Genomic DNA, 13,879 nt, shown 5'->3' on the forward strand with positions numbered 1-13,879 from the left:
CCTGATCGTGTATGCTCAAAACACAGGTGTGACCCCTCGCAGGCGCCCCGGCGCTCACGGTTCACGACGAGCTGCGCTCCAACTCAGCCCTGAACGCGCGTCCCCGGGACGGCAAGCGAGGACCCGACCAACCCAGATGACGCGCGGACAGGACTGTTATGGACGACCGCGCTCTTCGGCATCAAGCCCTCAATCTGCACACTGCGTTCTCGCACCTGAACCTTGAGCTCGTGCCCAGCGTCGCGCAATGCGAGCAACTGATGGCCGCCGCCCTGGGAGCCGCGCACGGCCTCCACGACCTCCCGCACCTCATCGCGACCCGCCCCGGCAACTGGGCCTGGGACCTCGGGCGCGCTGCACACCGCGTCGAGGTTCGCCTGCAGACCCTGAAACGCCCGGATGGGGCACGAGGCTTTGACGTCTCTCGACCGCAGCTGATGAGCGCTCGCCAGCGCGTGGACACTCACGCATGACCAAACACGCGATGTCCTGGCCGATATGGTGCCTCCCGGGCAGCGGGCTGCCTTTCGCAACGCGCTGAAACAAGTAACTGGCGCGATCACGGTCCGCCTGCACCCCGGTTATCTCAAAATCCAGCGGTATCAAGGAAAAGACGTGTTCTATGAGGACCTGACGCCTATCACCCATGACCACATCGAGGGGGTAAAGCAGCGTATCTCAAAACTGGACATGAACTCTCCAGACACGACGGGTGTTGCAGGAACACTGAGCCGCATCCAATATCAGGGGTACGGCATCCACACGAGTGTCTTCCTGGACGACCCTGTGCGCTTGGACCCCAAAGCGCAGCATGGCTCCTGGAGCACGCTCATGATTGTTGGAGAAGAAGATGACCCCCGGCATAGCTACACCCGCGCGCTGATACGCGCTCATCTCCAGCAGGGCTTACGGGTCGCCTTGCACGGGTTTGAACGCTGGATTGCCGGTTCCACACCAGGCGTTCCGGCCATCAGCCCGTACCTGCTCAGGTATTACGACGAGGGCTTCGATATGAAGCCTGGCACCCTGCAACGGTTGTTGCGAGACCGACCCGACGTGCTGTACTGGATCCAGCCTTCGACCCAGGGGCACGACCTGCCGCAGGTGGAGGCGCCTGTGCGGGCGGGCATCCGGGTCGTTCTGGATACCCGTGAATGGGAACCTGGCGCTTACCTTGGATACGCCGGATGGGCCGCTGATGTCACTATTCAGCGTTGAACACGGTCCGGTGAGGGCGGCCTGACATTGAGGCTGCCACAGAAGCGACGTTGAAATTGTCTTTTTTGTTCTCAGCAGGCGCCTGTTGCTGCTTTGAGCACCCTCGACCCTGACCGAGGGTTCCGGGTGTCTGCCCTCACGCCGGGCGGCGTGGGAGGCGGGCATGGGCCAGCTCAAGCACACCCAGGATGTCCCGCACCATTCCGCCCAGCGTGTCCGGACGTGTTACGGCCCCCACGCGGCCTACGTCAGCATCACCCTGCGCCGCCGCACCGCCAGCCTGCGGGTCACCGACGAAGCTGGTGAACCCATTGGGCCGCGTGACGACGCTTCTTTCGAGGACCTGTTGGTCCTGCTCGACGACGCCCTGGCTTGGGGTGGTCCGGGGCACTTCACCCTGGTGGGCCGTCCGGCGCCCGCCCCCCTGTCCCCACCCGAGGTCAGCCACCTCCTCCTGCCCTGGTGAGACTCACAGCAGGTCGCGGGCGGGGACCTTCCCGTGGTGCCGCCAGAGCACCTGCACCTGGAAGAGCAGCGGCGTGAGGATCACCCGCCCAGGCGCGAAGAGGAGCGGGGCGTCCAGCGTCGGGCGGGGCCGGACGAGCAACGTGAGCGGGCCGAGCACCAGCGCCCGGCGGTGCCGCCAGCGCAGCCGCACTTCCCGCCTGAACACCCGCAGCCGCGTCGGGCCCTCCACGTCCGAGAGCCACAGGATCACATGCGGGACCGTCGTCCGGACCATCACCCGCTGCCGGTCCAGCCAGAGCATCACCAGCACCAGCGGCCACAGGAAGGCCGAGGCCAGCACCAGCAGGAGGAGGCGCTGGTTCTCCCGCCAGTCGACGTGCGCCCGGTGGAAACTCGCCGCCAGGGTTGCGGCGACCAGCGTACCCGTCAGCAGGTACCACGGCGACCCGTCCATTCCACCAGCGTGACGCCGCGAAAAGATGGACAACCAGGTTCCGCCTCACAATCCCAGCGTTCAACTTGACCTGCGGGCAAGATCAGCGAGAAGGTGGCGATCTCGACTCATGACGGGCATGCGGGGTGCCCACGCGCCCGCTTCACCTCCGCACCGAGCCAGCGCTTCGGCTACACGGCGGAGCCGCCGGGCAAAATCCTGGGGGAGAACCTGGTCTTCGCTCTCCGCGGCACGTTTGTGGAGCGGTTCGGCGTGAACCTGCGAAACGACTCGGCGCACGGCCTGGTGGGTGTTGGCCTGGCGCGTGGACAAGCTGCCCCTCCAGCTGTCCGTGCTGCGAACGCAGGTGGAGTCCCAGTCCAGCGGTCAGGAGGGGGCTTCCGAGCCGGAAGCCCAGCTTTGACCCCCCAAGCTCTGGGGCTGGGCCACGCCACCTCCGAACGCGAGCCTCACGGGTGGACCACCTTCAACGGAGTGCGCCTGAGAAATTTGGTCGCCCCGATCGCCACAGACAGCTGGGCTTCTCTTCCTCCATGCCGATTGTCAGGGTTGATCCCTACCTCCCCAAATGCCGGGGACGGCTCGAAGAGCGGGGCCGAGCGTCAGGCGATCACGAGGTCGCCCCGCACGGCCCCACGCAGGTTGCGCGCCGTGACCTCGTATCTCAGGACGCTCGGCTCGCCCCAGGCGCGTTCCAGCGGCAGGTTCCCGGCCGTCCAGCTCCCCTGAGGGGGCAAGGTGCCCAGCATGACCTGCGCCGAGCCGGAGGGTCCGGGGCGAAGCTCCCGCGGGGACTGGCCGGGCAACACGCGGGCCAGCACCCCGAAGTTGAAGCGCAGGTTCCCGACCGGCACGAGTTGCAGGTGCCCCTCCACGAGCGCGCCCACCCCCTCGTTGCGCACCGCGAGGGTCACGCGGGGTCGCGCGGCGGACTGCTTCAGCCCCTCGACCTCCCGGGCATGCCCGTCCAGCAGCCGCACCAGGGCGGCGAAGGCCTCGTACCACGCCAGCCCCGGTCCGGTGGGCGCGCCCTGCCCGAGGGCCTGCCACGGCGACGGCCAGACGTGAGGCGTGGCGGCCCAGACCCCCCGCATCTGAAACGCCTCGGCCGGGACCTGCACGCCCCACCCCGCGAGCCGCGACCGGAGCACCTTCACCTGCGCCGGGTCCAGCACGGCGGGCACCGCGGGCTGAGGGCCGGACAGGCCCAGCACCGTGTCGGGCACGTCCCCGGACGGAAGCGGGCGCGCCGCCAGGGCCCGCAGCTGGGCGACGGCCTCCTCCAGGCGGGGCGGCAGGGCGGCGCGCCCGTCCTGAATGACCCGGTTCACCTGTGGGTCCACGAACGCGCGGTCGTCCCAGCCCCCGTCCGAAAACGTCCAGCCGACCAGTGGGGCGGGCTGGGGAGGGCCGAACAGCACCTGGAGACCCTCGCGGCCCGCCAGGGTGTTGCGCGAGCCGCGGCGCCACCAGACCTGGCCCTCCACGAGGGCCTGCCCGAGCGAACGGGCCGGGACATGCACCACGCCCGGCGCCGTGCGCAGCTCGAACACGCCCACGAAGGTGCCGTCCGCCCACGGCCACTGCCAGTACTGCACCTGCAGGGGCGGATCGAAGCGGCCCTCCAGCCAGGTCTGCACGTCGGCGTCATCCAGCGGCCGCGCGGCGCCGACGACGTGCCGGCCGTCGGGGCGGTCCTTGACCCCCCGCACCAGGTACCGCGTCCGGCGCGGCGCCGGGCTGTTGGCCAGGCACATCAGGTCCTTGAGCAGTTCGGCCTGGGCGTGGGCCCGGACCTCCTTGGGCAGGCCGGGCTGCTCAATGCCCGGGCCAAGCGCCGCCTTGTAATCCAGCCAGTCGGATTCCCCGTAGCCTAACAACGATTGAAAGTCCTGGAAGTGCATCTGCCGCCCACCAGTATGCCGCGCTCAGGCGATCAGGTCGTCCAGCGCGAACCGGGCCCGCTCACGACAGCGGCCCACGTCATCTTGCAGCAGGGACCGCACCGGCTCGGGGACGGGGTACCCCAGGACGACCAGGGCGGCCAGCGAGGTGGCCCTGAACACGGCGTCCATCACCAGGGCAGCGCTGCGCCGTTCCATCTACACCGTGTCGTCCTGCGGGCCGGCGATGAAGGTGTCGCCCAGAAACGTTCCCCCGGTCGTCTGCTGCACCGGCGGGGTGCCGTGCTTGGCGGCGCAGGGCAGGCCGTACCGCCCGTCATCCTCGTCGGGCGTCGGCTCGATCTGCGGCTCGGTCAGACCCGGGGCGGTGAGGCCGCCCTTCACGCGCTGCTTGATGGACGCTTTTCCCCTGCTCCAGGGCGCCGTGTTCCTCCCATGCCTGAAGACCTGTTGCGCGATAGAGGGGTGGCCGGGTAGGTTCGGGGGGTGTTGCGGCTGGACAAGCTGAAGTCCCGAGCACGTTCCTTCGAGCGTCTGGTGGGGCTGACTCCCGAAGAGTTCGAGCGGCTGCTGAGCAAACTGGAGCCGTTGTGGGAGCAGGCCCACCGCCGCTCCCTGCTGGGCGCCGGACGGGTTCGGCGCATCGGTGCGGGCAACACCTTCAAGCTTGACCTGAGCCAGCGATTATTCGTCACGCTGCTCTACCTGCGCCAGTACTTCACAATGCACGTCCTGGGCATCCTGTTTGACCTGGACGCAGCGAATGTTTGCCGCAACATCCACGGCTTGCTGCCCGTCTTGGAGCAGGCGTTGCCTGCTCCCCTGCGTTCCCGGACCCTCCAGGCCAAGCCGGATGAGGTTGCGGGCAACCAGACCAAGAAGCCGAGAAAGATTCGCTCGTTGGAGGAGTTCTTGGAGGTGTTCCCCGAGCTGACGGACGTGATCGTGGACGGCACCGAGCAGCCCCGGGGGCAGCCGAAGGTGAAGAAGGGCCAGACGCCGGGGAAGAAAGCGGTGGGGCGGCCCAAGGACAAGAAGCGGTTCTATAGCGTCAAGCAGGGCACGCACACCCTGAAGACCCAGGTGGCGGTGACGCCCGAAGGGCAGGTCGTCCATCTCAGTGCGACCGCCAGCGGTCGCACTCATGACATGAAGGTGCTTAAACGGTCGCGCTTGATCAACCGCTTGCCCCCCCATGTCCGAGTGTGGGGGGACCGTGGGTACACCGGGCTGGAGAAGGTCTACCCCGAGCGCGAGACCATCGTGCCCGCCAAGCGCCCGAAGAAGGGCGAGTTGAGCCTGGAGCAACGTGAGCTGAACCGTCTGATCTCCAAGGTACGGATCACCGCCGAGAACGTCATCAATCGGATGAAGAAGTTCCGCGCCTGCAAGGAGTTCTTCCGAAACGAGCCCAAACGGCATGGGGTCATATGGGGCTGTGTCGCCGGACTCGTCAATCTCCGCTGGCAACGCCGACTCCTCCTGCCCACGACCTGAAACCTAGCGTAGGGCAGCGGGGCGACGTGAACCGTCGCCCCGCTGCCCTTCAACTACTGCGCAACAGGTCTTGAGTTCATGGCTCGTCATCCCGCATGTCCAGCAGGCCGTAAAACAGCTCGAGCATGGGGACGGCCAGGGCCTGGCCCTGCGCCGGGTATCCCGGGCCCAGCCGGGCCCGCACCGCATGCGCTTCCTGCTTGAGACGCAGCACGCCCATCCAGGCGACCTGGGCGGGATGGCCCATCGGTCGCCGGGCGGTCGGGGCCTGCGCCGTCAGCCCCTCGTCCACCGGCGCGGGGAGGTGGGCGAACACCTCCGCGCTGCCACGTTGCGCTCATGTTCCGCGCCGGGCGCGCCGCCACCGAGGCCCGGATGACGGGTCCGCTCGCGTCCCCGGTCCCCGCCCTGCTGGTTGTGCCGCTCCCCGTCGACTCCCGCTCCGTGCCCTCCGGGCAGCTCTCCCTGGCGGGGCTCCCTGCACCTTGCCAACACCAGGAAGGGAATGGCCCCTTGACCTTCCAGAACGCGCCCGACCACCTCTCCACCCCAGCGTGCTCCTCTCGGCCGCTCCCGGATTGGGGTCCGCCCCGCCGCCCGGAGTGAGGCGGGATACTGAAGGCATGGCCCGCCGGACGCCCTCAGATCGCCCCTTGATTTTCATCTCGCATTTCAGCGCCGAACAGGAGATCGCCCTCAAGCTCCAGGAGCTGCTCGACCAGGCCTTTCTCGGCCAGGTGAACATTTTCGTGTCGTCGGATGACCGCAGCATCCGGATGGGGGCAGACTTCAACGGGACCATTCAGGACGCCCTCAAGGCCACCCGGTACGGCCTGCTGATCCTGAGCCCCGCCGCCCTGCGGCGGCCCTGGGTGAACATCGAGTTCGGCGCGCTGTGGGTTCAGAACAAGCCGGTCACCCCCATCTGTCATTCCGGCCTGAGCCCGGCCCAGCTTCCCCCGCCATACGTGAACCACAACGGCCTGAGCGCGACGGACGTCCGGGCCCTGAACAAGCTGGTGACCAACCTCGCCCAGGATGTGGAGATGCGGGCGCCGACCGTGGACTGGCAGCCCTTCCTCGACGTGGTCCAGGCCGCCGAGCAGGGCGCGAGGCATCGGGACCTGGACACGGTCGCGGTCGCGGTCGCCACGCTCACCCGGGCCTGCAGTCAACCGGAGTTCCCGCAGCAGTTGCGGGCAGGGGGACACCAGTACACCCTGGGCGACCATGAACAGGGTGCCCACGCCGCCCTGGCCGTGCTGAGGGACCACGGCCTGGTCGAGCAGCGGTTTCAACACCGAACCCAGGGGCCGTCGGGGCCAGGGAAAACGTACGAGCTGTCGGGGACGGCCGCCTATGACGAGTTGTGGCTCGATCCGGCGTTTCCCGGCCTGCTCGGCCAGGCGCTGGGCCGTCCGGTTCCCACGCTCCTCGAGGTCAGCTCCGGGGACGCCGGTCAGGTGCGGGAAGACCATCACCTCGAACGGGTCAGACCGGGCGCGCCCGCGGCGACGGCCCAACGCCCGGACGAGCCCGAGACACTCCGGCTTCTGGAGGCGGCCGTCCGGGACGCCTGGGAAGCGCTCAGCCACTACCGCTCGAACCCGCCGGTCAACACGGCGCCCCTCCGGCGGCAGGGCCAGACCCTGCGAGAACGGCTGCACGCCGCCGAGGAGGCCAGCCCCGGGTTCACGGCGGCCATCGGCGGCAGCGCCGGGCGCGAACAGATGTGGAGCGACCTCGCGCGGATGAACGACGTTCAGCCCGCGGTCGAACGGCTCGGCCAGCTGATCGAGGACCTGCGCGCCCGGCTCCGGCTCCCGCTGAACTGAGCTTTTTGAAGCTGTACCCATGGGCCACCTGCGCTGCCAACCCGGTGAGGGCGTGATCCTGACCGTTCGGGGTGCGGGACCGATGGCTTCCTCCGTTGGCGGCGCGAGAACAGCTGAGCGCCGCCTAGCCGCAGGTCCCCAGGAGCGCCACGGTGGTAGCCATCAATCCAAGCGTGACGACCCGACCTCAGGCCCTGTCCTCGCTGGAGACTGTCCTGTATGGGTGATCTCAGGGCAGTCCCACCAGGTACAGCGTCTCCCGGGCGCGCGTGAGCGCGACGTACTTCAGGTTCTCCTCCTGCTGCCGTTCCCACTCCTGTTGATCCTGCCGCAGTTTGGCGAACAGCGGATAGCCCATCACGAAGACCCGGTCCGCTTCCAGTCCCTTGGCCTGGTGGGCACTGGACACCCGCACGCCCATCCGGGGGTCCGGCGCCGTCACCGCCTCCACGAAGGTCCTGAATTCACCGCCATCCCAGCGCTGCGCCTGCTCGTGCAACCGGCCAAGCACCCACGGCGGCAGGACCTTCAGTGGTTTGTTCCTGGGGCCGAGCGGGGGGCGGGCCCTGGGCGCGCTGGCAGGGACGAAGCCCGCCGCGAGGTTCCGCAGCTCCGTCACCACCTTGCGGACCCGTCCCGAATCGCTCTCCAGGGCCTCCTCCTGGTCCGACTTGTCGGGGCGAAGTGCCGCCTGACCCTCGTAATCCAGGGTCAGGCCCCGGGACAGCAGTTCCAGCACGATCAGGTCGACCAGGTCGTTGTTGCGGGAGAACAGCAGATCCCGTTCCCGGACGTACCCGAACGCCTGTGCCCAGCCCACCTCGAAGACCTCCCCCTCCCGGGCGTGCGGCGCCGCCTCGATGGCGGGCATCAAGGCCTGCGCTCGCCGGACATGGGATTTCGGGCAACGGTAGCTGACGGTCAGCTTGAGTTCCCGGGGCGGACTAGGCAGCCGCCTGATGTTCTCGACGCTGTTGTTGTCCGCCCCACGAAAGCCCATGATGGCCTGCCGGGGATCCCCCACAAAGAGCAGCCGTCCTGTTTCCCCGGCGGCCCGCCGCACCAGCTCCAGTTGCGTCTGGGTCAGGTCCTGGCACTCGTCCACGAACACGAAGTCGTATGGCTGCATGGGCAGGTTCAACCTCACGGGCAGGTAGTTCTGCTCGTCGAGGCTGATCAGGTTCTGGGCTTGGTAGGTGGCCACGGTCAGGTCCAGGGCACGGGCGACGACCGGTTGCAGCCCTTCGGCGTCCGTGACGTTGTACTGCCGGGCCAGTCGGGCGTAGTGGTCCGGGTCCGAAGGATCGCAGTGGACATAGCTCTGAAACTTCTCGTAGAGGTTGCGGACACGCTTCAGGTCGTCCTGAGTCAGCCGGGTCCCCAACACGTCCAGGGCCGCCCGGTTGAGCATGCCCGCCGCCTTGTGCTGATCTACCTTGATCCCACGTTTGCGCCGGTTGAGCACCCGCATCCCGAACCCGTTCAGGGTGGCCGTCTCCACGTCGTCGACCCCCGCCTCGCCGAGCTTCGTCTCCAGCTCATGCCGGATGCTGCGGTTGAAGGCCAGCACCGCGATCCGGGCGCGGGCATCACCGCGTTTGATGACCTTCACGCTCTCCAGCAGGGTGGTGCTCTTGCCGCTCCCGGCGACCGCGATAACGAGCCCGTGCCCATCCTCGAACTCCAAGAAGTCGAAGATCCGCTGCTGGTACTCGGAAGGGACGAACACCCGCTGCGGTTTCGGGGCGGGCTTCTCGTCGACCCGTTTGACGTGGGCGGTGAGGTGGAGGCGGGTGTCCCCGGCGGCCATTACGTTGGCCTCCTCCCGCGTCCAGCGTGGGTGCGCCGAGACGGGCAAGACCTCCTTCAGGGAAGGGGTGCCCTGACCCGTCAACCGCTCCACCACCTCTGCGACGACCCGGGCACAGCCGTCCGGGTTCTCCACGGCCTGCTGCTCCGAAAACCGGATCACCGGCCAGCAGGCCGCGAGGAAGGCCTCGTCCCGGACCTCGTCCCCACTGCGGTAGGCCTGCGCCCTCGCGTCGAACTCCATGAAGTGAATGGGCAGCCTGTGACCCAGGCCGTACGGCTCGTCGAGTTCGATATCCATGCGTAAGCGGTGGGCGGGATCGAAGTACAGGAAATCGGGGTGGTAGGTCTTCTGACCGCTCGCCAGCAGTCGGCGCCGCAGGATGCGGTTCGGAAAGTGCCGCTGGAGCTGCTCGAACAGGTGCATCTCCGCTAGACCGGCCAGGGCGAAGCTCTCCCCGACCCCCTCCACGGCGCCGCTCTCCAGCAGGGCGGCCACCTTCCGCCGCCGGTGGGCGTGCAGGACTTCGGGCGTGAGCTTGGCGCGTTCGGCCGCCTCGAACTCGGCCCGGGCCTGTCCGTGCTGACGCACGGCGGCGGCGTACCGGTCCCTGGCGGCCTGACGTTCGGGGGCGGTCAGGGTGTCCGCCTGCCCTTTGAGTCTGAACAGGCCGTAGAAGGTGGACAGGAGACTCTTACCGGGGGAGAGGTTCGGGGGGAAGGCGTCCTCAGTCGGCGGGGGGACGTCGAACGCGGGGAGGTCCGGACTGGAGGCGAGCGCCTGCTGGAGACGCGGTGGGATCAGGACGACGGGGTAGGTGGGGCGGGGAGTCACGGGGCACCGCTGAGCTGGACCATGCGCCCAGTATTGCGACGAAAGCTCCCCGCGGGGCTCCTTTTCGGGAGGCTACCGCCGAGCGTGGGTCGCACTAGAGTTGGAACGGGGAGTGACGCCAATGGGCCGTCAACTTCGGTTCGTCACTCTGATGCACGGAAGAATGACGTTTGGGACGGTATTCTGATCTCCTGGAGTTGACCCGCTTCAGGTTCCGGTGACGGCCCGGATGCGCTGCCCGACGGTGGGCGTGACCGTCCCGAGCCCCTGGATGTACTCCAGCACGACCTGCGCGTCGGGTTCACGGGTCGTGCCCTGCCCGTCATTGAACATGGTGTACTCGTCCCCGCCGCTGTTGGTGAAGTCGCTGAGGGCGAGGGTGTAGGTCGTGGCGTCCTTTTGAATCGGCGTGCCGCCGTCCAGGGTGACGCTCACGATCCGGGAGCCGACCGCCTTGCTCACGTCGTAGGCGAACGAGAAACCCGAGATCTGCAGGAAGCGTCCGCTCGCCCCGGGCAGGGCCGAGACGCTATTTGCCAGCGCCGCGTACAGTTGCGCCCCGGTGACCGTGCGGGTGACCACCGTATTCCCGAAGGGCAACACCGAGTACACGTCCCCCGCCACCAGATCATAGGGCGGCCCCGGCTGGTACCCGGGCGTGGGCCGTCGCAGGTTCTTGTCCTGCGGCGCGTAGCTGGAGGGCAGGGAACTGCGGATGCTCCCGCCATTCTGAATGGCAAGCTGGGTGCCGTAACGTGTCCGGAAGGCGTCCGCGATCAAGTCGCCCAGCGCGACCTCCCCCAGGCGCTCAATGTTGCTGCCACGGGGAAAGACATCGGTCGCCACGCCCACTCGGCGGTCGAGCTGCTGGGCGAGCTGGGCACGGTAAGGGGCGAGCACCTGCTCGACGGCGGGGTCGGGCGTGACGGCGTCCATGCGCGGCTCGACGAAGGTGTTCACCCGGTCCGTCACCCGGCGGCTGGTCAGGTCGTAGGTGACGTTCACCTTCGCGTAACTCGCCCCCTTGCTAAGGTTCTCCACGACGAGGGCGTCTCCCACGAAGCCGCTGAACTGCTCGTTGGTGTGGTCGCCGAAGATCACATCGAAGCCCCGGACGCTCCCCGCGAAATCGATCAGGGGACCGGTTGCCGCTTGGGTGGCCGCATCCTTGCCCGTGACGCCCAGGTGCGTGATCGCCACGAAGACCTGGGCGCCCTGGGCCTGCGCGGCCGCCCGCGCCTGGGTCGCGGCAGCGACGGGGTCAGTGACCTGCAGGGTGCCGAGGGCGCCCGGCGCGACCAGGGTGGGCGCCTCCGGGTTGGTCAGCCCGATCACCGCGACCTTCACCTCACCGACCGTGAAGATCTTGTACGGGGCGACGTTCTTCAGGTTCGCGTCGAGGTGTTGCAGATTCGCGGAGAGGTACGAGAACTTGGCCCGGTCGATCAGGTTCTGGAGAAAGGTGAGGCCCCGGTCGAAGTTGTGGTTGCCGAAGGTGTCCGCGTCGAAGCCCATGACGTTCATGGCCTCCACGGCGGGCACCTCGCCGAAGAAGCCCGACAGGGGCGGGGACGCCCCGTACGCGTCTCCCCCCGTCAGGGTGAGGGTGTTGGGGTTGGCCGCGCGGTCCTGCTTGAAATACGCGCTGAGTACCGCCGCGCCGCCCACCTGGTAGGCGCTCGCGCCGCTGCCTACACTCAGCGGGTCGAGTTGCGCGTGCCAGTCCGAGACGTCGAGGAACTGGAGGGTGACGGGCTGCGCCGGGGGGACGGGACCGGGCGAGCAGGCGACGAGCGCGAGGGTCAGGGCGGCGAGCGGTGCGGTCTTGATGAACATAGGTCCTCCTGCTCCTGGGACGAGAGGGGCGCACCCGTTGTGAACGTGGTCTCACCCCTTGAGGGGCAGGATGAGGGCCTTGGCTGGTGAGCGTGCCTTGAGTGTAAGGATCACGGGACGGCCGATGGTGAAGCGGGGCGGTGAGGAGAAACGAGAAACCGGGGCACCCCAGGAGGAGTGAGTCTCTTCGGTGTAGGTCGTTCGGAAATGCGGGCGGCAGGGGCAGTGGGCCCCTCAGCGCGTTTCCTTCGCCTGCCGGATCAGGGCTTGCAGCTGAGCGCTGCTCAGGGGGCCGAGGTGCCGCGCGACGATGCGGCCCTGGGCATTCACCGCGAAGGTGGTGGGAAAGCCGCTGACCCGCAGGGTGCCGGTGACGGCCTCACCGCCCAGCCAGGTGGCGTTCGTCGCCGGGTAGGTGCGCAGGAACGCCCCCACCCGACCGGCCGGCTCGCCGACGTTCAGCAGCACCACGGGTTCACCCGCCTGGACAGCGCGCATCAGGAGCGGCATCTCGGCCCGGCAGGGCGGGCACCAGGTGGCCCAGAGGTTCACGACGCCCGGGCGGGGCAGCGCGGCAGGGCGCGAGACCGCGTCGCCCGCGAGGCGCGGGAAGGGCACTGCCGGGAAGGTCTGCACCCCGGGAGTGGGCTTGAGCAGCAGGGGCAGCACGCCCGCCAGGACCGTGACGAGCAGCGGGAGGGCCAGCCGGTCCGGCAGGCGCCGGCGGGGCAGCCACAGGGCCAGCAGGCCCGCCGCGAGGCCTGGCCCCCACGCCCAGCCCCCACGCCGGACGTCGAGCAGTTCGAGCAGCCCGGCGCCGGGCGACTGACCGAGCTGTCCGAAGAGGCCGGGGAGGTTCGCCCAGAGGCGGGCGGTGACCAGGGCCACGACCGCGGCTTCCATCGCGCCCCGGAAGCGCGCCAGGGAGGACCAGGCCAGCAGGCCGAGCACCAGGGTGAGTTGCGACCAGCCGAGCACCAGCGGGCCGAGCTTCAGGGCGTCCGGCCCGATGTTCACGGGCACTCCCGGTGGAGACGGGACGAACGCTGGGACGCGGCCCGGGATGCCCCGGCGGTCCCGCCGCCGGGGAGGAAGGGCAGCCGGGCGTCCGGGGGAAACAGGCTGGGCATGGGCGGGCAGTCCTGAGGGGTCAAGGTGGTCCTCCTGGGGCCTGAACGGCCGGGCCTCCCCGGGCCGTCCGCGTTGCCCGGGAGGGTTCACCGCCCCCGGCTGTGCGAGGTAAGGCACCCGGCCGATTGTCCGGCAGGCGTGTAAAGATCGTGTTGCCGGGCCGGGACACGTCAGAAAGCACAGGGGGCGGGCTGCTCCCTGTGCCGGTTGAGGTCCACCTTTCCCGACCCGGCCGCCGACCGTAGCGTGGTCAGGAGGCGGGCGTCTCGATGGTCTGGCCGTACCACAGCATCAGCCAGGCCTGGAACTGGGCGCGCTGCACCGGCCGACTCTGCACGACATTCAGCGCGAAGTCCCTGAGTTCCGGGCGTATGGCCATGAGGACGGCGATCTGCGAGGCGATGATCCGCTCGTGCCTGCGGACGCTGCCCTCGCGCCAGGCCCGGTCACTTTCCACGAGGCGCCCCACCAGGGTCTCGTCGCGGGTGAGCTGGAAGAGGGGGGCGAGGTCGAGACCCACCAGCCGTTGCTCCTCGCGCACGGGGTCGATGTTGGACCACTGCTGGAGCCAGGTCCGCAGCTGGTTGCTCCGCTGGGTGTGCCGCTCAGTGATCATCTGCGCGGCCTGCCGGGCCTCGGGACGCTGGCCGCTCCGCACCTCGGCCTCGGAGATGGAGCTGGCGTACGGGTGGTGCCGAATGGTCTGCGACATGGAGGCGATGTTGAACGCGTCCGCCGCCTTGTTCCGCAGCGACTCCAGGGAGCGCCGCCCGAGCGGCACGTACTCCGGCGTGAGCTTGAGGTTCAGCCGCTGTGCCTTGACCCGGGCAGCGCTGACGTCACTCTCGGCCCGCCAGGGCGTGTTGGTGACGGGGGCGGACGTTCGCACCGA

Annotated in this window: 15 protein-coding genes and 1 pseudogene; 6 read left to right on the forward strand and 10 right to left on the reverse strand. The window is 68.7% G+C overall.

The window, feature by feature from the left end; translation table 11 throughout:
* The first annotated feature begins 158 nt into the window (after positions 1–158).
* From DAETH_RS22540 to DAETH_RS22550, 3 genes are all read left to right on the forward strand, one after another.
* Complete coding sequence (locus DAETH_RS22540) at positions 159–473, forward strand: hypothetical protein (protein WP_264778777.1); 315 nt, start codon at positions 159–161, stop codon at positions 471–473.
* Between the two features lie 25 nt (positions 474–498).
* On the forward strand, positions 499–1,218 hold the full coding sequence (locus DAETH_RS22545) for a hypothetical protein (protein ID WP_264778778.1): 720 nt from the start codon (positions 499–501) through the stop codon (positions 1,216–1,218).
* Positions 1,219–1,381: 163 nt separating this feature from the next.
* The gene (locus DAETH_RS22550) at positions 1,382–1,684 is read left to right on the forward strand and encodes a hypothetical protein (RefSeq protein WP_264778779.1); all 303 of its coding nucleotides are present in this window, start codon (positions 1,382–1,384) and stop codon (positions 1,682–1,684) included.
* 3 nt (positions 1,685–1,687) lie between these two features.
* Here DAETH_RS22550 and DAETH_RS22555 read toward each other — a convergent pair whose 3' ends face one another.
* Entirely contained in the window at positions 1,688–2,140 is a 453-nt protein-coding gene (locus tag DAETH_RS22555) for a hypothetical protein (RefSeq protein WP_264778780.1), read from the reverse strand.
* A 93-nt stretch (positions 2,141–2,233) separates the two neighbouring features.
* Between DAETH_RS22555 and DAETH_RS24755 the strand changes: the two are divergent.
* Positions 2,234–2,416: pseudogene (locus DAETH_RS24755) on the forward strand (hypothetical protein); the annotation flags it as partial.
* A 326-nt stretch (positions 2,417–2,742) separates the two neighbouring features.
* Here DAETH_RS24755 and DAETH_RS22560 read toward each other — a convergent pair.
* Genes DAETH_RS22560 through DAETH_RS22570 form a run of 3 tightly spaced genes read right to left on the reverse strand, consistent with a single transcriptional unit; the run spans position 2,743 to position 4,428 of the window.
* On the reverse strand, positions 2,743–4,044 hold the full coding sequence (locus tag DAETH_RS22560; RefSeq protein WP_264778781.1) for an AlbA family DNA-binding domain-containing protein: 1,302 nt from the start codon (positions 4,042–4,044) through the stop codon (positions 2,743–2,745).
* A gap of 24 nt (positions 4,045–4,068) precedes the next feature.
* Positions 4,069–4,242, reverse strand: a complete 174-nt coding sequence (locus DAETH_RS22565; protein WP_264778782.1) for a hypothetical protein — start codon at positions 4,240–4,242, stop codon at positions 4,069–4,071.
* The gene (locus tag DAETH_RS22570; RefSeq protein ID WP_264778783.1) at positions 4,243–4,428 is read right to left on the reverse strand and encodes a hypothetical protein; all 186 of its coding nucleotides are present in this window, start codon (positions 4,426–4,428) and stop codon (positions 4,243–4,245) included. It lies immediately after the preceding gene.
* A gap of 105 nt (positions 4,429–4,533) precedes the next feature.
* Between DAETH_RS22570 and DAETH_RS22575 the strand changes: the two genes are divergently transcribed.
* On the forward strand, positions 4,534–5,541 hold the full coding sequence (locus tag DAETH_RS22575) for a transposase (protein WP_264778887.1): 1,008 nt from the start codon (positions 4,534–4,536) through the stop codon (positions 5,539–5,541).
* A 76-nt stretch (positions 5,542–5,617) separates the two neighbouring features.
* Here DAETH_RS22575 and DAETH_RS22580 read toward each other — a convergent pair whose 3' ends face one another.
* A complete protein-coding gene (locus tag DAETH_RS22580; RefSeq protein WP_264778784.1) occupies positions 5,618–5,857 on the reverse strand; it encodes a hypothetical protein in 240 nt (79 codons plus the stop codon).
* 307 nt (positions 5,858–6,164) lie between these two features.
* Between DAETH_RS22580 and DAETH_RS22585 the strand changes: the two genes are divergently transcribed.
* Complete coding sequence (locus DAETH_RS22585; protein WP_264778785.1) at positions 6,165–7,376, forward strand: toll/interleukin-1 receptor domain-containing protein; 1,212 nt, start codon at positions 6,165–6,167, stop codon at positions 7,374–7,376.
* A gap of 229 nt (positions 7,377–7,605) precedes the next feature.
* Here the strand turns inward: DAETH_RS22585 and DAETH_RS22590 are convergent, their stop codons facing one another.
* From DAETH_RS22590 to DAETH_RS22610, 5 genes are all read right to left on the reverse strand, one after another.
* Positions 7,606–10,020, reverse strand: coding sequence for a UvrD-helicase domain-containing protein (locus tag DAETH_RS22590; protein WP_264778786.1), 2,415 nt, complete (start codon positions 10,018–10,020; stop codon positions 7,606–7,608).
* 207 nt (positions 10,021–10,227) lie between these two features.
* Positions 10,228–11,856, reverse strand: a complete 1,629-nt coding sequence (locus DAETH_RS22595; RefSeq protein ID WP_264778787.1) for a bifunctional metallophosphatase/5'-nucleotidase — start codon at positions 11,854–11,856, stop codon at positions 10,228–10,230.
* A gap of 234 nt (positions 11,857–12,090) precedes the next feature.
* Entirely contained in the window at positions 12,091–12,873 is a 783-nt protein-coding gene (locus DAETH_RS22600; RefSeq protein WP_264778788.1) for a TlpA family protein disulfide reductase, read from the reverse strand.
* Entirely contained in the window at positions 12,870–13,010 is a 141-nt protein-coding gene (locus DAETH_RS22605) for a hypothetical protein (protein WP_264778789.1), read from the reverse strand. Before DAETH_RS22605 ends, DAETH_RS22600 begins: the two co-directional genes overlap by 4 nt.
* Positions 13,011–13,237: 227 nt before the next feature.
* Complete coding sequence (locus tag DAETH_RS22610) at positions 13,238–13,876, reverse strand: DUF305 domain-containing protein (protein ID WP_264778790.1); 639 nt, start codon at positions 13,874–13,876, stop codon at positions 13,238–13,240.
* Positions 13,877–13,879: the final 3 nt, after the last annotated feature.

It is taken from the genome of Deinococcus aetherius (assembly GCF_025997855.1).
GTDB classification, from domain to species: domain Bacteria; phylum Deinococcota; class Deinococci; order Deinococcales; family Deinococcaceae; genus Deinococcus; species Deinococcus aetherius.